16 protein-coding genes and 1 other RNA gene are annotated in these 22583 nt (G+C 71.3%); 10 read left to right on the forward strand and 7 right to left on the reverse strand.

The features are described 5' to 3' along the window. Positions 1–19: 19 nt before the first annotated feature. From AB0F38_RS00150 to AB0F38_RS00170, 5 genes are all read right to left on the reverse strand, one after another. Positions 20–2254, reverse strand: coding sequence for a bifunctional glycosyltransferase family 2 protein/CDP-glycerol:glycerophosphate glycerophosphotransferase (locus tag AB0F38_RS00150; protein WP_361884607.1), 2235 nt, complete (start codon positions 2252–2254; stop codon positions 20–22). 168 nt (positions 2255–2422) lie between these two features. Then, a complete protein-coding gene (locus AB0F38_RS00155) occupies positions 2423–3340 on the reverse strand; it encodes a carbohydrate ABC transporter permease (protein ID WP_361884608.1) in 918 nt (305 codons plus the stop codon). After that, positions 3337–4713 (reverse strand): sugar ABC transporter permease, encoded by a 1377-nt coding sequence (locus AB0F38_RS00160; protein WP_361884609.1) that lies wholly within the window; start codon positions 4711–4713, stop codon positions 3337–3339. The genes AB0F38_RS00155 and AB0F38_RS00160 overlap by 4 nt, the downstream gene beginning before the upstream one ends. 4 nt (positions 4714–4717) lie before the next feature. Further along, positions 4718–6082, reverse strand: coding sequence for an ABC transporter substrate-binding protein (locus AB0F38_RS00165; RefSeq protein WP_361884610.1), 1365 nt, complete (start codon positions 6080–6082; stop codon positions 4718–4720). Positions 6083–6296: 214 nt separating this feature from the next. Then, positions 6297–9638 carry an FHA domain-containing protein gene (locus tag AB0F38_RS00170; RefSeq protein WP_361884611.1) on the reverse strand — a complete coding sequence of 1114 codons (3342 nt, stop codon included), beginning with the start codon at positions 9636–9638 and terminating at the stop codon, positions 6297–6299. A gap of 431 nt (positions 9639–10069) precedes the next feature. On the opposite strand from AB0F38_RS00170, the gene AB0F38_RS00175 reads away from it, so the two are divergent. From AB0F38_RS00175 to AB0F38_RS00190, 4 genes are all read left to right on the forward strand, one after another. Further along, positions 10070–11725, forward strand: coding sequence for a serine/threonine-protein kinase (locus tag AB0F38_RS00175; protein WP_361884612.1), 1656 nt, complete (start codon positions 10070–10072; stop codon positions 11723–11725). A gap of 147 nt (positions 11726–11872) precedes the next feature. Continuing rightward, positions 11873–13111 (forward strand): serine/threonine-protein kinase, encoded by a 1239-nt coding sequence (locus AB0F38_RS00180; RefSeq protein WP_361884613.1) that lies wholly within the window; start codon positions 11873–11875, stop codon positions 13109–13111. 68 nt (positions 13112–13179) lie between these two features. After that, on the forward strand, positions 13180–14286 hold the full coding sequence (gene prfB, locus AB0F38_RS00185; protein WP_361884614.1) for a peptide chain release factor 2: 1107 nt from the start codon (positions 13180–13182) through the stop codon (positions 14284–14286). A 349-nt stretch (positions 14287–14635) separates the two neighbouring features. After that, the gene (locus AB0F38_RS00190; protein ID WP_361884615.1) at positions 14636–15601 is read left to right on the forward strand and encodes a hypothetical protein; all 966 of its coding nucleotides are present in this window, start codon (positions 14636–14638) and stop codon (positions 15599–15601) included. 129 nt (positions 15602–15730) lie between these two features. Here AB0F38_RS00190 and AB0F38_RS00195 read toward each other — a convergent pair whose 3' ends face one another. Continuing rightward, entirely contained in the window at positions 15731–15922 is a 192-nt protein-coding gene (locus AB0F38_RS00195; protein WP_033299438.1) for a hypothetical protein, read from the reverse strand. A gap of 258 nt (positions 15923–16180) precedes the next feature. Here AB0F38_RS00195 and ftsE point away from each other — a divergent pair, with 258 nt between their 5' ends. The 5 genes from ftsE to ssrA all read left to right on the forward strand — a co-directional run bounded on the left by ftsE (position 16181) and on the right by ssrA (position 20082). Next, positions 16181–16870 carry a cell division ATP-binding protein FtsE gene (gene ftsE / locus AB0F38_RS00200; protein ID WP_014046319.1) on the forward strand — a complete coding sequence of 230 codons (690 nt, stop codon included), beginning with the start codon at positions 16181–16183 and terminating at the stop codon, positions 16868–16870. Between the two features lie 35 nt (positions 16871–16905). Next, positions 16906–17823 carry a permease-like cell division protein FtsX gene (ftsX, locus tag AB0F38_RS00205; protein ID WP_361884616.1) on the forward strand — a complete coding sequence of 306 codons (918 nt, stop codon included), beginning with the start codon at positions 16906–16908 and terminating at the stop codon, positions 17821–17823. 68 nt (positions 17824–17891) lie between these two features. Beyond that, a complete protein-coding gene (locus AB0F38_RS00210; protein ID WP_361884617.1) occupies positions 17892–19079 on the forward strand; it encodes a S41 family peptidase in 1188 nt (395 codons plus the stop codon). Positions 19080–19097: 18 nt separating this feature from the next. Further along, the gene (smpB, locus tag AB0F38_RS00215; protein ID WP_361884618.1) at positions 19098–19586 is read left to right on the forward strand and encodes an SsrA-binding protein SmpB; all 489 of its coding nucleotides are present in this window, start codon (positions 19098–19100) and stop codon (positions 19584–19586) included. 108 nt (positions 19587–19694) lie between these two features. After that, positions 19695–20082, forward strand: a transfer-messenger RNA (tmRNA) gene (gene ssrA, locus AB0F38_RS00220). A gap of 76 nt (positions 20083–20158) precedes the next feature. Here ssrA and AB0F38_RS00225 read toward each other — a convergent pair. Then, positions 20159–21364: an MFS transporter gene (locus tag AB0F38_RS00225; RefSeq protein WP_361884619.1), complete on the reverse strand. Its 1206-nt coding sequence runs from the start codon at positions 21362–21364 to the stop codon at positions 20159–20161. 82 nt (positions 21365–21446) lie between these two features. Between AB0F38_RS00225 and AB0F38_RS00230 the strand changes: the two genes are divergently transcribed. After that, positions 21447–22421: a LysR family transcriptional regulator gene (locus AB0F38_RS00230; protein WP_361884620.1), complete on the forward strand. Its 975-nt coding sequence runs from the start codon at positions 21447–21449 to the stop codon at positions 22419–22421. Positions 22422–22583 lie beyond the last annotated feature (162 nt).

The raw sequence follows: 22583 nt of genomic DNA on the forward strand, positions 1-22583 counted from the left end.
GTCCCGCACCCCGCGGGCTTCACCCGTTGGTGTACTCCCGCACCGGCACCTGCCGGGGCACCCCGGTGGGGCCCCGGCTCGTGAGCGGTACGGGCAGCGGCAGCCCGGAGGTGTCGTCCATGAAGACCCGGCGCACCACGCGTTCCGCCGCGTGGCCGTCGTCGTACGGACAGAACCGGGCCCGGAAAGCCGCCCGCCGCTGCGCGGACCGGGGGCCGCGCCAGTGGTCCGTGGTGAAGATCTCGTGCAGCTCGTCCTGGTCGTGTGCCACCGCCCCGGGCGGGAAGGCCTCCAGATCGAAGTACGTGCCGCGCGCCGCCTCGTACGCCTGGCTGTCCTCCAGATGGAGGACGACCGGCCGGTCCAGGTTGACGTAGTCGAACATCAGCGACGAGTAGTCCGTGACCAGTGCGTCCGAGGCGAGGCAGAGTTCCTCGACGGACGGATGGGCACTGACGTCGATGATCCGCGGATGCGGGGCGCGCCCGGCCGTGGTCCGGGCCGCCTCGTCCAGGTAGTGCGAGCGGGCCAGGACCACGAAGCGCGGGCCCAGGACGCGGACGAGCCGTTCCAGGTCCAGGGAGTGGTGCTGGGCGCGCCGGTAGTCCCGGTGGGTCGGTGCGTACAGCAGGGCGATGCTGTCGGCCGGGACGGCCAGGTGTTCGCGCAGCCGTGCGATCCCGGCGGGGTCCGTGCGGTGGAAGACGTCGTTGCGCGGACTGCCGTACTCCAGCGTCGTGTAGCCGGAGGGGTAGGTGCGCTCCCACACGAGGGTGGAGTGCTGGTTGGCGGAGAGCGAGAAGTCCCACTTGTCGATGTTGCGGAGCAGCTGCTCGAAGTCCATGGAACCGGCCGCCACCGGACGGTGCACGAGGTCGGTCCCCATGGTCTTCAGGGGCGTCCCGTGATGGGTCTGCAGCAGCACCTGACCCTGTCTCTTCACCAGTCTGCGATCGAAGTTGACGTTGTTCACGAGGTACTTGGAGCGGGCCAGGGCCGTCCAGTACGCGAACGTCCCCGGGTGCAGCACCCGGGTGGCCGCCGGGACGGTGTGCGCGTCCTCGGGGCGGCAGATCCAGGACGTGCGGAGCCCGGGGACGAGTGCGCGGGCCGCCGCCTCCAGGGCCGCTGGACTGCACGTGTAGCCGCGGTGCCAGTAGGCGGCGAACACGGCCTCCCCGGGCCGTACGGGCAGCCGCAGCTGCGTGCGGTAGTGCAGCTGGAGGACCGCGCCCCGCACCGTGCGGCGCAGCGTCGCGGAGCAACGGCGCAGCCGGCCGCGCAGCTGCTGCGCCGCCCACAGGGCGCGGTACGTGCGGTGGGCGCCCAGCCGGAACAGCGCGTGCCGCAGCCGAGCGCGGCCCGGTACGGGGGCGCCCGGGGTGCGGTAGCGGCGGCGGTGGGCGCGGGCCCGGCGGAAGAACGGGGCCCGGCTGCCGCGCGGCAGCCGCGCGGGGGAGGTGAACAGCGTCGAGAAGTGGTCGAGCATCCGGCGGAACATCACCGGTCTCCACAGGGCCAGCTCGGGCCGTGCGTCGATGAACGCGAAGACCCGGTCGTACTGGTCGAAGACGTCGAAGTGCCTGCGGGTGGTGGTGGAGAGGATGTTGCCCCGGCGCCGCTGGCGGTAGCCCACGCAGACCGCGTCCAGGACGGCGATCGATCCGGCGGCCATCAGCACCGGGTAGGTCCAGGGGGTGTCCTCGTAGTAGCCGGGCGGGAAGGCGAAGCCCTCGGCCTCGATGAACTCGCGGCGATAGGCCTTGTTCCAGACGACCATCAGGACCTTGAGGAGCTCGGGCCGTTCCGCCAGCCGGAAGGAGACGGGGCCGGTCTCCGCGAGGTGGTGGGCGAAGGTGTTGCGTTCACTCTCGCCCGACCAGTACGTACGGGCGTAGTCGTAGACCAGGACGTCCGGTCCGCCGGTCGTCTCCAGGCGGTCGGCGATGGTCTGCAGCGCCTCGGGGGTGAACGTGTCGTCGCCGTCCAGGAAGAGCAGGTAGTCCCCGCTCGCCCTGGCCATCCCGGCGTTCCGGGCGGGGCCGAGGCCGGAGTTGTGCGGGAGGTGAACGGCGCTGACCCGGGGGTCACGGGCGGCGTACTCGTCGGCGATCGGGCCGCAGGCGTCCGGTGAACAGTCGTCGACCACGATGATCTCGTAGTCCTTGAAGGACTGGTTCAGCACGGAGTCGAGACACGCGTGCAGATACGCCTGGACCCGGTACGCGGGCACGATGACACTGAACCGGGGCACAACACATCCAGGGGTCGCTCGCGGGCGGGCAGGTGGCCCGCAAACGGCCGATGGAGTGACATGGTTACGCCGGATGTGGCATTCGGGGGAACAACGAGGTAGGGCGGCCCGGTCACGAGTGACCGGGCCGCCCTGGTGTTGACGAACGTACGTGCTGTGCGGAGCGCGTTACTTGACGGCGCCCGCCATCACACCGGAGACGAACTGCCGCTGGAAGGCGAAGAACACCGCCAGCGGAATCACCATCGACACGAAGGCGCCGGGCGCCAGCACGTCGATGTTGTTGCCGAACTGGCGGACCTGCTGCTGCAGCGCCACGGTGATCGGAGGGGACTCGGAATCCGCGAAGATCAGCGCGACCAGCATGTCGTTCCACACCCAGAGGAACTGGAAGATCCCGAGCGAGGCGATCGCGGGGCCGCCGAGCGGCATCACGACCCGGGTGAACAGCCGGATCTCACCCGCCCCGTCCAGCCGCGCGGCCTCCAGGAGTTCGCGCGGGATCTCGGCGAAGAAGTTCCGCAGGAGGAAGATGGCGAACGGCAGGCCGAACGCCGTGTGGAACATGATCACGCCGAAGGTCGTCTCGAAGATCCCGATCGTGCCGAAGAGCTCGGAGACCGGGATCAGGGCGACCTGCACGGGGACCACCAGCAGCCCCACGACCACCAGGAACCACCAGTCGCGCCCCGGGAACTCCATCCAGGCGAAGGCGTATCCGGCGAGCGAGCCGATCACCACCACCAGGAAGGTGGCCGGCACGGTGATCAGGACCGTGCTGAAGAGTGAATCGGTGATCGTCGAATTGTCCAGCAGCCGCTGGTAGTTGTCGAAGGTGAGCTCGGACGGGGCGGTGAAGATCTTCCACCAGCCCGACGCCGCGATGTCCTCCGCCCCGCGCAGCGAGGAGAGCAGCAGCCCGATGGTCGGCATCAGCCAGAACAGGCCGACCAGGATGAGGAAGACCCGCATGATCCCGCCGCCCGCACGGGCGGCGATCCGCGCGCCGAGGGGCCGCGGGGTCTTCACCGGTTCGGGGACGGCATCCGCGGCCCGGTCCGCTTTCACTGGCTGGGTCGTCGTCATCGGCGTCCCTCCTTCCGCATCCTGCGGATGTTGAACAGCATCACCGGGATCACCAGCAGCAGCAGGAGTACGGCGATGGCGCTGCCGACCCCCAGGTCCGCGTCCGTGCCGAACGAGGACCGGTACAGCTGGAGTGCCAGGACGTTCGCGTCGTCCTGGGAGGAGCCCGGCGCGATGATGAAGACCAGGTCGAAGACCTTCAGAACGTTGATCATCAGGGTGACCAGCACCACCGCCAGGACCGGCGCGAGCATCGGGACGGTGATCCGGCGGAACACCTGCCACTCGTTCGCACCGTCCACCCGGGCCGCTTCGAGGAGTTCGCGCGGCAGGCCCGCCAGACCCGCCGCGATCAGCACCATGGCGAAGCCCGCCCACATCCACACGTAGCTGCCGATGATCCCGGGTGTCACCAGGGACGGACCGAGCCAGTCGACGCCGTTGTACGGCTCCCGGAAGTTGTCCGCCGGGAGCCTGATCTGCGCGCCGTCGGCCGACGCGGGCAGGGTGAACACGCCGTCCGCACCCGCCGTGGCCGAGGCGACGACCTTGCCGTCCCTGACCGCCTCGACCGTGATGCCCTTGAGGCCGAGCTCCTTGGGGTCGACGACGTTGGGCTTGCCGCCTCCCCCCTTGGTGAAGTCCAGCCACGCGGTGCCGGTGATCTTCCCGTCGGCCGCCGCCGTGGCCGCCTTCGCCGGCCGGGCGTCGTCCGGCATCTTCGCGGGCGCCACACCCACCAGCGGCAGCTGCACCGCTTCACCGGCCCGCACCGGTTCCTTCGTGACGAAGGAACCGCCGCCGCCCGCCTTCAGCGGATGGACCGGCAGCGGATGCGCCTTCGGGAAGCCCGAGGACGCGGCGAAGGTGTCGTGCACGCCCACCGCCACGGCGTTGGCGACCCCGCGCTCCGGAGCCTGGTCGTACACCAGCCGGAAGATGATGCCCGCGGCCAGCATGGAGATCGCCATCGGCATGAAGACGATCAGCTTGAAGGCCGTGCCCCACCGGATGCGTTCGGTCAGCACCGCGAAGATCAGCCCCAGCGCGGTGGCGACCGTCGGCGCGAGCACGACCCAGATCGCGTTGTTCTTGACCGCCGTACGGATGGTGTCGTCCGTGAACAGCGCCTTGTAGTTGTCGAGGCCCGCGAAGCCGGTACCCGCCTGGTCGAAGAAGGACCGGTAGACGGAGTACACGATCGGATACACGACGAGTGCGCCGAGCAGCACCAGGGCCGGCAGCAGGAACGCCGCCGCGAGGACCCTCCGGGTGCCGGTCACGCTCCTGGGCGTGCGTACGCGCCTTGCCTCGTCAGGACGTCGGTCGGCGGGGGGCACCGGGCCGGCGCCCCCCGTTGTCGCTGTGGTCATCCCGTCAGCTCTTGTACGCCGCAGCCGCGTCGGACTCCAGCTTCGCCTGGGCCCCCGCGATGTCCTTCGGGTTCTTGAGGAAGTCCTGGAGGGTCTTCCACTCACCCTTCCCGGGCGTCCCGCCGAACGACTGCGGGGCCTGGTCGGACATGTCGAACCGGACGTCGTCACCGGCCGCGATCAGGGCCTCGGCCATCGTGCGCTGCACGTCGTTCGGGTACGCGGCGGCGTCCAGCGACTTGTTGGGCGAGATGAACCCGCCCTCCTCGGCCCAGATCTGCGCCGCGTCGGTCGAGGCGAGCCAGGTCAGCAGCGCCTGGGCGCCCTTGCTGTCCTTGAGCGCCACGGCCGCGTCGCCGCCCGTCACCACGGGGGAGTCCGCGCCGACCGCCGGGAACGGGAACACCTTGGCGTCCGTACCGATCTTCGCCTTGGTCTGCGCGATGTTGATGGAGACGAAGTCACCCTCGAACACCATGGCGCCCTTGGGCTGGTCACCCCCGGTGAACGTCTGGGTGACGGAGGCCGGGAACTCGGTCTGCAGCGCGCCGTCGGCGCCGCCCGCGATGAGCTCCGGCTTGCCGAACAGCTCGGCGAGGGTGGTGAGGGCGTCCTTCACGGACGGGTCGGTCCACTTGATCTCGTGCTTGGCCAGCTGGTCGTACTTCTCCGGGCCGGCCTGGGAGAGGTAGATGTTCTCGAACCAGTCGGTGAGCGTCCAGCCGTCCGCGCCGCCGACCGAGACCGGGGTGACACCGGAGGCGGAGACCGTCTCGGCCGTGGCGATGAAGTCCTTCCAGGTCTTCGGCTCGCTCGCGCCCGCGTTCTCGAACGCCTGGGCGTTGTACCAGATCAGGGACTTGTTGGCGGCCTTGAAGTACACGCCGTACTGGGTGCCGTCCACCGCGCCGAGGTCCTGCCAGACCTGCGCGTAGTTCTTGCTGAGCTGGGCCTTGGCCTCGTCGCCGACCGGCTTGGCCCACTTCTTGGCCACGGCCTGCTGGATCGCGCCGACCTGCGGGATCATCGCGACGTCCGGGGGCTGGCCGCCCGCTATCTTCGTACCGAGGAAGTTGACGATCGGGTCCTGCGCCGGGACGAAGGTGACCGTGGCCCCCGTGCGCTTCTCGAACTCGTCGAGGACCTTGGTGAAGTTGGCCTGCTCGGGACCCGTCCAGACAGCGGCGACCGAGACCTTCTCACCGTCCAGTTTCGGCAGAACCACGCTCGACGGGCTGTCCTTGCCCGAGCCGGAGTCCTTGTCCGCCTTGTCCTTGCCACTGTCGCCGTCACCGCAGCCGGTGAGGGCCAGTGCTCCGATCGCGGCGAACACCAGTGCGGCTCTACGCATGCGAAGGGTTGTGCTCATCCCTGCCCCGTCTCTCCTGTGCGCTTGTGCAAGGACCGTCACCCACGGTGGGACCGTGCGATGCCGGTCGCGTGTCACATGGTGCGTTCACATCTCGTCCTTGCGCACAGTCCTACGCCGGGTCCACGGGTGCCGCAATAGCGGTATCACCCCAGGCATAGAGATCGTGATGGGCTCGTGACGTCGCGTCAATGCCTCTGAAACGGAGCGGAATTCACGGGATGCAAGAGGCCAGCGGGGGAAGCCGCTCCGCGTTCACCGAACGGGCCGCCCGCTCCAGGGCGCTGGCCAACAGGGCCAGATCGGTAGGCCCGTTGCCCAGTTCGCGGACCTGTCGGCGGGCCGGCGGATCGCCCATCCGCTCCCACTCCAGAGGGACGACGGTGGGGCGCAGCGTCGCCGTGCGCGGGATGCGGCCGGTGACCCGGCCGCCCTGGAACGGCGTCACCCGGCCGTCCGGATGCCCCAGCCGGCCGCGGCCCGGTGCCGCCTCGTCCGGGGACGGCGGCACGACGGGCGGGTCGAGCACGATGCGCAGCCGGGCCCCGCGCGCCAGCTCCGTGTCCTCGGTGCGGTCCGGGCGGGCGGAGGTGGCGACCAGATGGACGCCGAGCCGTCCGCCGTCCCTGGCCACGGCCTCCAGCACGCGTACGACGGATCCGGCGGACGGGCGGCCCGGGCTGCCGAGAGCGGGAGCGACCAGGGCGTCGAAATCGTCGGCCAGGACGACGAGCCGGGGCAGTGGTGAGGGACCCGGGTCCATGGGCCGGGCGGCTGCGGGGCGCAGCCGCAGGGTGCCGCCGGCGGGTGACTCGAGGTCGCCGCGCTGTTCGGCGGCGCCGGAGGGGCGCCTTCCGGTGAGCGTCCGTGATTCCTCGTACCGCGCGTGCCATTCGACGAAGTCCAGCCGTCCGAGCAGCTCCGCGCGGCGCTTCAGCTCAGCACCGAGCGCCTGGGCGAACTCCCGCATCCGTGCGGGCTCGGAGGCGACCAGGTGCGTGAAGACGTGCGGAAGCTCCGTGCAGGGCCGCAGCCCTTCGCCGCGCTCCCCGTGCTCACGGCCGGCGCCGTCGATCAGCAGGATGCCGAGCCGGTCGGGCCGGGCGGCGGAGGCCAGCGAGGCGGCGACGGCCCGCAGCAGCTCCGTACGGCCGCTGCCCGCCGGCCCTTCGATCAGCAGATGCGGTCCCTCGTCGGCCAGATCGACGGACAGAGGGCCGTGGGGACCGGCGCCGAGCACGATCACCGGGCGCCCCGCGTAACCCCGGCTCGCGGGTGCGGCGGTCTGCGTCTCGCGCCGCTGGGCGGGGACCGCGGCTGCCGGGGCGTAGGGGGAGCGGCCCGGACCCGAGCTGGTGGGTCCGCTGTTCCGCAACGGCGTGGGTCCTGATGCGGGGGCCTCTCGCTGCTGGCCCACCCGGGGGCCGGTGCTCAGGGTGCGGCCGGAACCCGTCGTGTCCGGGTCCCCGCCGGCCGGGGCCGCCGTGCGTACCGTCGCCCCCGGCTGGTCCTCCGCCGTGGACGCCCAGCGGGCCATCAGTGAGGCCGGCGTGGCCCTGGCCAGGCCCAGCTCGTCCAGCAGCCGGGCGGACGGGGGCAGGGCCGCCGCCACGGGTCTGCCGGGCAGGGCGGCGGAGCCCTCGTCGCGCAGCGGGGCGAGGGCGCGCGCGAACCGCTCGGCCCAGGCCGCCGACACCGCGTCCACCGTGGCGACGGTGCCGTGCCCGGCCGTCCGGCCGCCCGCCGTACGCATGAGCCGCAGCGCGGTGGCCACATCGCCGCTCAGCATGGCGACCGCCCCGCACTCACGGAAGGCGATCGAGGCCCGGCACGCCGTGTCGTAGGTGGCGGCGACCGGTGACGTGGGCGAGGCGGCCGGGGTCTCGGCCAGGCAGATGAGATGGATCCCGGCAGCCCCTCCCGCGCCGGCCAGGGCAGCCGTGGTCTCGCGCAGGGCCGCGGAACCGGGGTCACCGTCCACGATCACGACCGTGCGGGGTCCCGCGTGGGCGCGGGTGGCCTCGGTCACCGAGGCCCGGTCGGCGCTCGCCCAGCCGGGGCCCAGCGGCCCCTCCTCCAAGCGCCGCACCAGCTCCGCCGCACGGGCGTCCGCCTGCTCCCGGTCGTACGCCAGGAGCAGCCTGCAGTCCTGGCCGTGCAGGGGCCGCAGATGCGGCAGCCACCCGAGCCAGGACCACTCGCGCCGCCGCTCCTCCGTGGTCCGGGCCCGGTCCGTGCTGATCAGCACGATCTCCAGGCCGAACGGGGAGTGCAGCGCGGCGAGCTGCGCCACCGTCGAGCGGGCCAGTCCGGCCAGCCGTACCCGGGGCCCGGCGAGCCCGAGCGAACCGGCCTCCCGCAGCCCCACGGTGACCGGAACGGCGGACAGGTCGGCCCGCTCCGTCGTGCCCAGCCGGACGACGAGGGCCTCGGGGTGCGTGGTGTCGCGCTCCCACAGCCGGGGACCGGGGCCGAGCGCGGTGAGGAGCACGGTGGCGGGATCCGGCCAGGTCTCCGCGGGGGCGGAGGGCGAAGGGGCCGGGAGGGAGGGTGAGGAGAAGGCGGGTGCGGTGTCGGTGCCTGTCTCTCCCGCCGGCTCCGGCTCGCCCCTGCCACCCGCCAGGCGCCGGGCCCAGGCGCCTATGCCACCGCGCCGCGGGGTCTCGCCGTCGGTGAGACCCCGCGGCGCGGCGGCCCGCGGCCGGGGTCCGTCCGGTCCGCCGCGGTGCTCGCCCTGCCCGGCGGGATCGCTCTCGTACGGGTCGTGCCCGCCGTGGGCGTCGTGTCCGTCGGGATCCTGGCCGAAGGCATGGCTGTGCCTCGCGCCGGCCCGGCTCCCGCCGCCGGGTCGCTCCGCGTCCCCGTCCGCGTCCCCGTGCGGGTCGGCTCCGGGGATGCTTCCGGCGTCCGCCCGGGCCACCCGCAGATGGCCCTCGCCGTCGGGTGCCGTCGTGAGTGCGGGTGTACGGATGCCCGCCGTCAGCCGGAGCGTCGACTCGCCCAGGCGGAGCAGGGCGCCCGGGGCGAGCCGGACCGGGCGGTGGCCGATCTCCGTACCGTCCAGCGAGGTGCCGTTGGTGGAGCCCAGGTCGGCGACCGACACCCGGCCGTCCTCGGAGACCGTCACCGCGCAGTGCAGCCGGGACACGTCCGGGTCGTCGAGCGGGACGTCCGCCTCGGCGGAGCGGCCGATGCGGATCTGCCCGCCGTGCAGCAGATGGACCCCGCCGGCATCGGGGCCCGCGATCACGTGCAGCCGTGCCGGAACGGCGTCGTCCGCCGCCTCGTTCTCGCCGGGCAGCTGGAGCGAGAGCACCGCGCCGTCCACCAGGGGCGGCTCGCCCAGGGAGCAGCGCTGCGGGTCGAGGCGGTCGCGCCCGGCGTACAGCACCGCGGCACCGCCGCCCAGGGAGTTCTCCGGGCCCGTCACCGCCGCGGCCAGACTCGAGGCGACGGCCGCGAGAGCCGTCCCCGCGGGAGCGGTGACGAGCACGTCGCAGGTGCGCGCCGGGGTCTGGCCGCTGCGCGGCGCGAGGACGGTCAGCCGGATCTGCATCGCCGTCAGCGGTCCCTTCTGCGCGGGGCGCCCGGCAGGGGAAATGCCCTGTGATCCCCCCCACCCGGCACGGACGCGTCGTCCGGTACAGGTCGTCACGGAGCGTGAGGTTCCCACCTCGGAGTTCCGTGCTGGAGGCATCCTCGCACCTGCCACTGACAACACGCCCGGGGGTGACCGCTTAGTGATCTTGAATGGCCGACTGTGGGCGCAAAAGTGCCTGCTTGGTCCTGAACGGGGAGTGCTGCACACTCGTTCGGCAACCAACCCTTCGGTGTGAGCGTCTTCCCCCGGACGGGGCGGCACGGCGCAGGGGCAACACGACCTGTGGACAACCGGCCGGCGCCCCGTTCGGCGGCACTAGAGTGGGCCGGAACATCCGGGCGGGCCGGGGGGACCGCGAGCACAACGATCAGCAGGGAGCGCATGACGTGCGGCCGGTAGGCAGCAAGTACCTGCTCGAGGAGCCGCTCGGACGCGGCGCCACGGGCACCGTCTGGCGAGCCCGCCAGCGGGAGACCGCGGGCGCCGAGGCGTCCGTCGCCGGGCAGCCCGGCGAGACCGTTGCGATCAAGGTGCTCAAGGAGGAGCTCGCCAACGACGCGGATGTCGTGATGCGGTTCCTGCGCGAGCGCTCCGTGCTTCTGCGGCTCACCCACGCGAACATCGTGCGCACCCGGGACCTCGTGGTCGAGGGCGATCTCCTCGCCCTCGTGATGGACCTCGTCGACGGTCCCGACCTGCACCGCTACCTCCGCGAGAACGGCGCGCTCACCCCGGTCGCCGCCGCGCTGCTGGCCGCCCAGATCGCGGACGCGCTCGCGGCCAGCCACGCCGACGGCGTCGTGCACCGCGACCTGAAGCCCGCCAACGTGCTGCTCGACGAGCGCAACGGCGAGATGCACCCGATGCTCACCGACTTCGGCATCGCGCGCCTCGCGGACTCCCCGGGGCTGACCCGGACCCATGAGTTCGTCGGCACGCCCGCCTATGTGGCGCCCGAGTCCGCCGAGGGCCGTCCGCAGACCTCGGCCGTGGACATCTACGGCGCGGGCATCCTGCTGTACGAGCTGGTCACGGGCCGCCCGCCGTTCGCCGGGGGCACCGCCCTGGAAGTCCTGCACCGGCATCTCAGCGAGGAGCCCCGGCGCCCCACCACCGTCCCCGAACCGCTGTGGACGGTCATAGAGCGCTGCCTGCGCAAGGATCCGGACGAACGACCCAGCGCCGTGAACCTGGCCCGTGCGCTGCGTACCGTCGGCGCGGGCATCGGGGTGCACGCGAACTCGGCGCAGATCGCCGCGGCCGAGGGCGTGGGCGCCCTGCTCGCACCGGACCCGGCGCCCGCCCCCGTACCGGAGACCCCTGGTGCGGCCGACCTGACGCAGGTGCTGCCGAGCAACGCCGGTTCCTACGACCCGTCGGCCGCGACCAGCGTGATGCAGCAGACCCCGGGCGGCCACGCCGACCCGACCTCGGTCATGCCGCCCGTGCCTCCGCACCCCGACGGCCCGCCTCGGCCCGACGATCCGCACCCCTGGCAGTCCCAGCTCCAGGCGGCCCGTGACCGCAACGAGCAGACGCAGGTCCAGTACCTCGACCCGAGCCAGGACCCGCTGCGCCGCCGTCCGCAGCGCCAGCAGCCGCCCCAGCAGGCCCCACAGCCCCCGCAGCGGCAGCAGCAGCGCCCGCAGCCTCAGCACCCGCAGCCTCAGCGCGCCCAGCAGTACCCGCCGCAGCAACCCCAGCGGTACCAGCCGCAGCAGCACCAGCCGCAACACCAGCCCCAGCCCCAGCAGTACGCGCCCCCGCAGCAGCCGGCACCCCAGCAGCCGGCCCCGCGCCCGCCCCGGCAGCGCAGCTCCAACCCGATGCGCATCCCGGGCCTCGGCTGCCTCAAGGGGTGCCTGTTCACGGTGCTGCTGCTGGTCGTCGCCAGCTGGCTGATCTGGGAACTGACACCGCTCCAGGACTGGGTCGCGCAGGGCAAGGGGTACTGGGAGGCCATAGGGGACGGGATCTCCGAGGTCACGCGGTGGTTCGAGGACCTCGGCGGCAGCGGTCCCACCGACTCGACCGGCCAGTAGCGCCACCCACTCCGTGCCTTTGTCGACTTCCGCGGGCCCGGATCGCCCGCGGAAGTGCAGGTTGGCGCCGTCCAGGGCACGCAACACCCCGATCGCCGCGTAGCTTTGTCGACCGGGGGGTCAACGCCAGCCGCTGAGGGAGCAGTCTTGGCACGGAATATCGGCAGCCGGTACACCGCCCACCAGATCCTGGGGCGCGGCAGCGCCGGCACGGTGTGGCTCGGCGAGGGGCCCGAGGGCCCCGTCGCCATCAAGCTGCTCCGCGAGGACCTCGCGTCCGACCAGGAGCTCGTGGGCCGCTTCGTGCAGGAGCGCACCGCCCTGCTCGGGCTCGACCATCCGCATGTCGTCGCCGTCCGCGACCTCGTGGTGGACGGCACGGACCTGGCGCTCGTCATGGATCTCGTACGGGGTACCGATCTGCGCACCCGGCTCGACCGGGAACGCCGCCTCGCGCCCGAGGCGGCCGTGGCGATCATCGCCGACGTCGCCGACGGCCTGGCCGCCGCGCACCGCGCCGGAGTGGTCCACCGCGACGTCAAGCCGGAGAACATCCTGCTCGACATGGAGGGCCCCCTGGGGCCCGGCGGTTCGCACCCGGCCCTGCTCACCGACTTCGGCGTCGCCAAGCTGATCGACACCCCGCGCCGCACCCGGACCACCAAGATCATCGGCACTCCGGACTACCTGGCCCCCGAGATCGTCGAGGGCCTCCCGCCGCGCGCCGCCGTGGACATCTACGCCCTCGCGACGGTGCTGTACGAGCTCCTCGCGGGTTTCACGCCGTTCGGCGGCGGCCACCCGGGCGCCGTGCTGCGCCGCCATGTGACCGAGACGGTCGTCCCGCTCCCCGGCATCCCCGAGGAGCTCTGGCAGCTCCTGGTCCAGTGCCTGGCCAAGGCTCCGGCCTCCCGGCTCCGCGCCTCCGAGCTCGCGACCCGCCTGCGCGAGCTGCTCCCGCTCCTGTCCGGGATACCCCCGCTCGACGTCGACGAGCCGGACACCGAGGCCGAACCGCAGACGTACGACGAGCAGCAGTACACCCCGGCTCCGGAGGAACCTCGCCGGCGCGGCGCGGTCCCGCTGGTCCCGGGCTCCTCCCCGGACTCCAACCGGGACACCCACACGAGCATGCGCGTCCCGGCCCCCGACGAACTGGCCGGCGGCCCCCTGGGCACCGCACGGGCCCCGCGCGCGCCGGGGCGTCCGCGGCCCGGCTCCGCCCGCAACAAGTCCGCGGCCGTCCGCAAGCGCCGGATCACGCTCGGTGCGGCGGCGGTGCTCCTGTGCGCGGCCATAGGGGTGGGCGGCTGGCTCGCGACGAGCGGCGACGACGCGGGTGCCACCCCCCAGGACACGAAGAACTCGGCGCCGACGGCCCCCTGAGCGCCCCGGGGGACGGCCCCGATCCGGGGGAGGGACAGGTTCACTCGTCCAGCCGTTACGCTGGACCCGTGGCAGTCGTCGATATTTCCGAAGAGCTGAAGTCCCTCTCCTCGACCATGGGGTCGATCGAGGCCGTCCTTGACCTGGATGCGCTGAGGGTCGACATCGCCGCGCTCGAGGAGCAGGCGGCGGCGCCGTCCCTCTGGGACGACCCGGAGGCGGCCCAGAAGATCACCAGCAAGCTTTCGCACCTCCAGGCCGAGGTCCGCAAGACCGAGACCCTGCGCGGCCGCATCGACGACCTCGAGGTCCTCTTCGAGCTCGCCGAGGACGAGGGCGACGCCGACGCGCTCGCGGAGGCGGAGACCGAGCTCGAGTCCGTCCGGAAGGCGCTGGACGAGATGGAGGTCCGCACGCTCCTCTCCGGCGAGTACGACGCGCGCGAGGCCCTGGTCACCATCCGCGCCGAGGCCGGCGGCGTCGACGCCGCGGACTTCGCCGAGAAGCTCCAGCGCATGTACCTCCGCTGGGCCGAGCGGCACAACTACAAGACCGAGGTCTACGAGACGGCGTACGCCGAAGAGGCCGGCATCAAGTCGACCACCTTCACGGTCGAGGTGCCGTACGCGTACGGCACGCTCTCCGTCGAGCAGGGCACCCACCGGCTCGTCCGGATCTCGCCGTTCGACAACCAGGGCCGCCGCCAGACGTCCTTCGCGGGTGTCGAGGTGCTGCCCGTGGTCGAGCAGACGGACCACGTCGAGATCGACGAGTCCGAGCTCCGCGTCGACGTGTACCGCTCCTCGGGCCCCGGCGGCCAGGGCGTCAACACCACGGACTCCGCGGTGCGCCTGACCCACCTGCCCACCGGCATCGTCGTCTCCTGCCAGAACGAGCGCTCGCAGATCCAGAACAAGGCGTCCGCGATGAACGTCCTCCAGGCGAAGCTCCTCGAGCGCCGCCGCCAGGAGGAGCAGGCGAAGATGAACGCGCTCAAGGGCGACGGCGGCAACTCCTGGGGCAACCAGATGCGTTCGTACGTCCTGCACCCGTACCAGATGGTCAAGGACCTGCGTACGGACTTCGAGATGGGCAACCCGGAAGCGGTTTTCAACGGCGAGATCGACGGCTTCATCGAGGCCGGTATCCGCTGGCGCAAGCAGAGCGAGAAGTAGCCGTACGTCCACGGCTGTCGGGCCCGGGCAGGGAATCCTGCCCGGGCCCGTTCGCTTGGCCCCGCGCACGGCGGAGTTGGGGGACCGTGTGCTGAATGCGTCACAGTCGTGGTTCCGAATAGCCGTCAAGAACCCCCATAGCAACGCGTATGCCCTGGAACGGCCTTGACGTAGTCCTTAACTCTGGACAGGGTGCTTGAGCAGCGTGCGTATGTCTGGGACAGGTGTGCTCGGGGGCGGGCGGGATGACCACGGTACGGCGTGGCCCTGCAGAGAGTGTGACCCCGCAGGGCCGTGGACCGCATACGGCTGCTCCTCTGACGAGATCAGCTACTGGGGGTAGCAACAGATGACGAAGAAGACGCGAATCCGCGTCGCGCGGATAGCCGCCGGCGCGGTTATCGCCGCGGGTGCCTCGCTCACCGTCGCGGGTGCCGCTCAGGCCGTCGGCCTCGGTATCGGCGTGGACGGCGACGAGACCGGCGTCAGCGCCCAGGTGAAGACCGGCGAGGAGACCGATGGCGGCCTCCTCGGCGGAGTCGACGCGGGCACCGACGGCGGTGGCGCCGATGGTGGTGCAGACGGCGGCACCGATGGTGGTACAGACGGCGGTGCAGACGGCGGTGCCGATGGTGGCGTTGACGGCGGTGCCGATGGTGGCGTTGATGGCGGCACCGATGGTGGCGTTGACGGCGGTGCCGATGGCGGCACCGATGGTGGCGTTGACGGCGGTGCCGATGGTGGCGTTGACGGCGGTGCCGATGGTGGCGTTGACGGTGGCACCGATGGTGGCGTTGACGGTGGCACCGATGGTGGCGTTGACGGCGGTGCCGATGGTGGCGTTGACGGTGGCACCGATGGTGGCGTTGATGGCGGCACTGACGGCGGCGTTGATGGCGGTGCCGATGGTGGCACCGACGGCGGTGCGGACGGTGGCACCTCCGGCAACGGCGGCACCTCCGGCAACGGTGGGACGACGACCGACGGTGGGACCACCGGCAACGGAGGCACCACGGGCAACGGCGGAGTGACCGGTGGTGACGCCGGGACCACCGGTTCCGCGACCGGTGACACCGACGGTGCCGGCGCCGGCACCTGCACCGTCGACCTCGACGGTGCCGCGTGCGCCGACAACACCGACACCGACAGCGTCGGCAACCAGCCGGTCGAGCAGGGTGAGGGCAAGGACGAGCTCGCCGAGACCGGCGCGGCCGAGACGACGTTCCTGCTGGTCGGCGCCGCGACGATGATCGCCGGTGGCATCGGCTTCCGCATGCTGCCGCGTCTGGTCGGCGGCGGTCGTACGGTCGCCTAAAGGCCGTACACGCACGAAGAAGGGCCCGGGAGGCCGTGATGGCCTCCCGGGCCCTTCCATGTACCGGAACCGCTCCAGCGGCCCGTACACGCACGTCTCAGCCGCATCGGGCGGTGCGCGTCGCCCCGGTCAGACAGCCTGGTGCGCCAGCAGCGCCAGAGCTGCCACCAGGATCACCATCAGTGCTATCAGCATCGCCGGATTGAGTCCCGCGAACGGTCCCTGGTCCTGCATCCGCTCCCGGCTCGCCCGGCAGACGCGGCAGCGGCCCTCGTTCACGGGCGCCGCGCAGTTCGCGCACACCAGTCGGTCATAGGTCATGCGCTTTCCTCCTCCCGCGCGGCGGAGCCGCATCACGCGTCCTCTCGCACAACGCTCCGGGAAACGCAACCGTTCCCCCTCCCACTGTGCCAGCTCGGGCCGATTTCGGCGCGGCCCGCCGGACGAGGTCCGGCACGCCCCGTTTCGTTCCCCGTCGCGTTCCGTCACAAATCCCTCATCATAGGACGCCGACTGCACGCGTCAGCCGGGTTCGCGTATGGTCACGCACACCTACTCCCGGCCGACCGTGGTGCATCCGTGATCCGATTCGACAACGTCTCCAAGACCTACCCGAAGCAGAGCCGTCCAGCTCTCCGGGACGTCTCACTCGACATCGAGAAGGGCGAGTTCGTCTTCCTGGTGGGCTCTTCCGGCTCCGGCAAGTCCACCTTCATGCGGCTCATCCTCCGCGAGGAGCGCGCCAGCCAGGGCATGGTCCATGTGCTCGGCAAGGACCTCGCGCGGCTGTCCAACTGGAAGGTGCCGCAGATGCGCCGCCAGCTGGGCACGGTCTTCCAGGACTTCCGGCTCCTGCCCAACAAGACCGTCGCCGAGAACGTGGCCTTCGCGCAGGAGGTCATCGGCAAGCCGCGCGGTGAGATCCGCAAGGCCGTTCCGCAGGTGCTCGACCTCGTCGGTCTCGGTGGCAAGGAGGACCGCATGCCCGGTGAGCTCTCCGGTGGTGAGCAGCAACGCGTCGCGATCGCCCGTGCGTTCGTCAACCGTCCCATGCTGCTGATCGCGGACGAGCCGACCGGCAACCTCGACCCGCAGACCTCCGTGGGCATCATGAAGCTGCTGGACCGGATCAACCGGACCGGCACCACCGTGATCATGGCGACCCACGACCAGAACATCGTCGACCAGATGCGCAAGCGCGTCATCGAGCTCGAGCAGGGCCGTCTCGTGCGTGACCAGGCGCGCGGCGTCTACGGCTACCAGCACTGAGCATCTGCACGAGCATCGAGTACTGAAAGGACGCCATGCGCGCCCAGTTCGTCCTGTCGGAGATCGGCGTCGGTCTTCGTCGCAACCTCACGATGACCTTCGCGGTCGTGGTCTCCGTCGCCCTCTCGCTCGCCCTGTTCGGCGGTGCGCTGTTGATGCGCGAGCAGGTCAGCTCGATGAAGACCTACTGGTACGACAAGGTCAACGTCTCGATCTTCCTCTGCAACAAGAACGACGCCAAGGACGTGCCCAAGTGCGCCAAGGGTGCTGTCACCGCGCAGCAGAAGAAGGAGATCGAGGGCGATCTCAAGAAGATGGACGCCGTCGACACCGTCGCCTTCGAGACGGTCGACGAGGCGTACAAGCACTACCAGGAGCAGTTCGGCGACTCGCCGATGGCCGGCAACATCACGCCGGACCAGATGCAGGAGTCGTTCCGGGTCAAGCTGCACGACCCGCAGAAGTACAAGGTCGTCGCGACGGCCTTCGCGGGCCGTGACGGGGTGCAGTCCGTCCAGGACCAGCGGAGCATCCTGGACAACCTCTTCGGGCTGATGAACGGCATGAACGTGGCCGCGATCTTCCTGATGGCGCTGATGCTGGTCATTGCGCTGATGCTCATCGTGAACACCGTCCGCGTCTCGGCGTTCAGCCGGAGACGGGAGACGGGCATCATGCGGCTGGTGGGGGCTTCCGGCTTCTACATCCAGATGCCGTTCATCATGGAGGCCGCGTTCGCCGGCCTGATCGGCGGCGTGCTCGCCTGCGTGATCCTGCTGGCGGGCCGGTACTTCCTCATCGACGGCGGTCTCGAGCTCCAGGAGAAGCTGAACCTGATCGACTTCATCGGCTGGGAAGCGGTGTTCACCAAGCTTCCGCTGGTTCTCGCGATCGGGTTGCTGATGCCCGCTGTTGCCGCCCTCTTCGCATTGCGCAAGTACCTGAAGGTGTGACGAGCGCCCCGCGCGGCGTCCGGCCAACGAGCCGTGTGCCGTCGGGGCGTTGTCCTAGACTCGTCGCCATGCCGGGCCTCACGCACCTCTGGGGGCCCCGCGGTGTCTACCGCGGGGCGGCCCTGACATTGGTCTTCGCGAGCGTGCTGGCCGCCGCCGCGGCCACCGGCTCGCTGCCCCGCGAGGACGACACGAGCGCGGAGATAAGGACCCGTTCCGTCTCCTCCACCGTCGGTTCCGTGGACGGTGCGGAGATCGCGGACGCCGTGGCCGACGCCGAGGCCGACGGGAAGTCCGGTACGGCCGCCGCCGAGGAGGTCGTCAGCCGCAGCGGGGATCGCTGGGGCGCGGTCTACGACGAGCGGGAGTACGAGGAGTTCGAGCAGGCACTCGACGGCTCGTACACGGGGGTGGGCGTCTCCGCGCGCCGGTCCGCCCGCGGAGTGATCACCGTGACCCACGTCCAGGCCGGCGGTCCCGCGGACCGGGCCGGTGTGCGCCGGGGTGATCTGCTGCGCTCGGTCGACGGCCGCCCGGTCGGCGGGCGCCCCGTCGCCGAAGTGGTCGCGCTGCTGCGGGGCGACCGCACGGGAGCGGCCGAGGGGACCGCCGTCGTCCTCGGGCTCCGGCGGGGCGGCCACACGTGGACCGTGACCCTGCGGCGGGCCCGGCTCAGCACCGAGGCGGTCACCGTCCGGCGGCTGGGCGACGCCCCCTCCTCCACCGTGCTGATCAAGGTCGCCGCCTTCACCAAGGGGGCGGGCGCCGCGGTCCGTGATGCCGTGGACGCCGCTCCCGGGGGCGCCGGCATCCTCCTGGACCTCCGGGCCAACGCGGGCGGCCTCGTCACCGAGGCCGTCACCGCCTCCTCCGCCTTCCTGGACGGCGGCCTGGTCGCCACCTACGACGTGCACGGCGACCAGCGGGCCCTCTACGCCGATCCCGGCGGCGACACCGATCGTCCCGTGGTCGTCCTGGTGGACGGCGGCACGATGAGTGCCGCCGAGCTGCTGACCGGCGCGCTGCAGGACCGGGGGAGGGCCGTCACCGTCGGATCGCGCACCTTCGGCAAGGGTTCCGTGCAGATGCCCAGCAAGCTCCCGGGCGGCTCGGTGGCGGAGCTGACCGTCGGGCACTACCGCACTCCGGCGGGCCGCAGCGTCGAGGGAACCGGCATCACACCGGACGTCGGGGCGGGTCAGGAGGCCCAGCAGCGGGCCGAGACGGTATTGAGTGGCCTCGGGGGTGGGTCGTAGTGCGAAAATGACCGCACTATGGCCAAGGAAAAAGACACCGGGCGCAAGATGATTGCGCAGAACAAGAAGGCGCGGCACGACTACCACGTCCTCGACACCTACGAGTGCGGCCTCGTGCTCATGGGTACGGAGGTCAAGTCGCTGCGGATGGGCCGGGCGTCGCTGGTCGACGGCTTCGTCCAGATCGACAACCACGAGGCGTGGCTGCACAACATCCACGTCCCGGAGTACGTGCAGGGCACGTGGACCAACCACGCCGCCAAGCGCAAGCGCAAGCTGCTCCTGCACCGGGCCGAGATCGACAAGCTGGAGTCGAAGTCCCAGGAGACGGGCCACACCATCGTGCCCCTCGCCCTGTACTTCAAGGACGGTCGGGTCAAGGTCGAGATCGCGCTCGCCAAGGGCAAGAAGGAGTTCGACAAGCGGCAGACGCTCCGCGAGAAGCAGGACACGCGGGAGACGAACCGCGCGATCTCGGCGGCCCGCCGGCGTCAGCGGAGCGCCTAGCACGGGCCCCGCCCCGGAGCCGCCGGAATACAGTGGCACCGGGGTGCGTTGGTCACGTACGATGGGCCGTGCACCTCACAGAAGGTGCGCGCATTGAAAAATCAACATGGGGATGATCGGTTTCGACAGCGGATGTCGAAGCAGGGGAAGCGAGTCGAGGAAGCGGCAATGATCTCGTTAACCATATGTCGCAACCAATAATCGCCAATTCCAAGCGCGATTCCTCCGCCTTCGCCCTCGCTGCCTAATTAGCAGCTAAGCGAAGACTCTGCGGAGTGTCAGCCCGGGGGTGATCCCGACCCGGATCCTGGCATCATTCAGGGATCTAAACTTCTGAGCCCGGTCACGGGGCCCTGAAGGAAATCAAACAGTGACTGGGCCTGTCGGAGGCTTGTTCGCGTGACCTCCGGGGCCGAGAAAAGCGTAGCGAACTGCACTCGGAGAAGCCCTGGTTCCGCACCGTTGGACGCGGGTTCGATTCCCGCCATCTCCACAATTCCCATGTGAACGAGGACCCCGTTGCCCCTGGCAGCGGGGTCCTCGTTTTTCCTGCTCCAGGCGCGGTTGCGGAGTCAGGCACCGCGCGTACCCGCCGCCGCCACGACCAGGGCGAGGGCGGCCGCGCACATCGGGGCCGCATAGCCGGTCACCGTCCCGGAGTGCTCCACCAGCCAGCCTCCGGTCGCCGTGCCCGCGGCTATTCCGCCCAGCAGTGCGGTGACCGCGAGCGTCATGCCCTCGTTGAGCCGTGCCCGCGGGGTGAGGCGCTGCACCAGCGTCATGCCGGTGACCATGGTGGGCGCCGTGGCCGCACCCGCCAGCAGCAGGCAGCCCGCCAGGGCGAGCAGGGAACCGGTCGTGGCCGCGGCGATCAGGGGCAGGGACATCAGAGCGGTCATCCCCATCAGGCAGAGCAGCAGCCGGCGCCGGACGTCCGCGGCCGGGCGCAGAGACCCGTACAGCAGCCCGGCCACGCAGGATCCACCCGCCTGCAGGGCGAGGATCGCACCCCCGGCGTGGGCGATCGAGACGACCTCCATGGCTCCGAACACCGCGCCCGTCGCGAGGAAGACGGCGAGCAGGGCGGGCATGCCGGGGATCCGCAGGGGGGAGGCCGTGCGGGTGCGGGGCGCCACCGGGGGCTCGGTCGCCCGTTGCGCGGCGAAGACCAGGACGCCGGTCATCAGGAAGATCGCGCCGGTGAGGGTGCCGGCCTCGGGGAACAGCGCGCCGCACAGGGTGGCGGCGAGCACCGGGCCGAGCATGAAGCAGAGCTCGTCGACGGCCTGCTCGAAGGAGTTCGCTATGTGCAGGGCCGCTGGATCGCCCCGGTGCAGATGGGCCCAGCGGGCCCGGGACAGGCCGCCGGTGTTCGGGGTGGTGGCCGTGGCGGCGTACGCGGCGAAGAGCGTCCAGACCGGCGCCCCGTAGTGCACGCAGAGCAGCAGGACCAGCGAGCCGAGCACGGCGATCGCGGTGGCGGGTACGGCGATCCGGGCCTGGCCGTACCGGTCGACGAGACGGGCCGTCCAGGGGGCGACCACGGCGGTCGCGGCGAGGCCGGTGGCGGTGACGGCCCCGGCGAGGGCGTAGGAACCGTGCGCGTCGGCGATCATGATGACGGCACTGACGCTGAACATCCCCATGGGCAGCCGGGCGAGGAGATTGCCCGCGGTGAAGGCGCGCGCCCCGGGAGTGGCCAGCAGCCTGCGGTACGGGTTGCCCGCGGGCGGTCCGTCGGGGGCCGGGGCGGGGACGAGAGCGGGTTCGTAGGGCACGGAGCAAGCCTCGGGGGAGGGGTCCGCACCGTCCAACACCTGTGACGTACCGATTCACGCGGTTCTGTTGTAAATTCGGCGGGTGTCTTCCTCCCCCGACATCGATCCCCGGCTCCTGCGCGCCTTCACGGCCGTGGCCGAGGAACTGCACTTCACCCGTGCCGCCGCCCGGCTCTACGTCGCGCAGCAGGCGCTGAGCCGGGACGTCCGCCGACTGGAGCGCGAGCTCGGCAGGGAACTCTTCCTCCGCACCACCCGCCAGGTGTCGCTCACCCCGGACGGGGAACGACTCCTCCCGTACGCCCGGCAGGTGCTCGCCGCGCATGCCGAGCTGGCCGCCGCCTTCACCGACCCCGCCGCACGCCCGCTGCTCGTCGACGTCAACACCGACGGGATGGCCGCGGCCCGGGTGCTGGCCAGGGCACGCGAGCTCGCACCGGAGTGCGAGCTGATGGCACGTTTCGAGAGCGGACTGACCTGGGCGGCCGGTGAGGTGCTCGCCGGGCGCCTCGACGTCTCCTTCGGGCGGGCCGCCGGCCTCGACCCCGGCGTGCTCGCCCGGCTCTCGGTACAGCCCGTGCGGTACGAGCCGATGGCCGTCCTGCTGCCGCGTGATCATCCACTCGCCGGGCGCGAAGTCGTCGCCCTGGCCGATCTGGCCGGGGAAACCGTCTACGCGGGGGCAGGCAATGCGCGCACACGGGAGTGGACGGATCTTGCCGCACAGTTGTTCGCCGAGTGGGGCATCGTGCTGGCCCCACCCGCTCCCCTGGCGGTCGGCGTGGCCGAATTTCAACGGGTGATGGCGAAGTCCGGGAACCCGGTCCTGGCCGTCGTGGACTTCGTTCCGCTTCCCGGTACGGTGGTCCGCCCCTTGGTGCGGCCGGTTCCGTTGTCCCCGCTGCTGATGGTCTGGCGGACCGGGCCGGATCACCCCGGTCTGGCCGCGTTGCGTGCCGCGGCGGCCGAACTAGCTGCGGCGGAGGGGTGGATGCAACGGCCATCTGGATCATGGCTGCCCGAAATCGATGCGTCACTCATGTGTCACCGTTCATGAGTGGGACGTGCCGGGGGGCTCTGACAGCCACCGGCGTGCGCTACATTCGAGGTTCCGGGTGCACGGGGCTATGTGGTGTGGTGACGGGGTGGGGGCCCTGTCGGACGGCATGAATCCAGTCATTCCCGCGCAGCTGCTTCATTGAGTGGGGGATGTGCGAAC

It is taken from the genome of Streptomyces sp. NPDC025273 (assembly GCF_040638585.1).
GTDB lineage: Bacteria > Actinomycetota > Actinomycetes > Streptomycetales > Streptomycetaceae > Streptomyces > Streptomyces cinereorectus.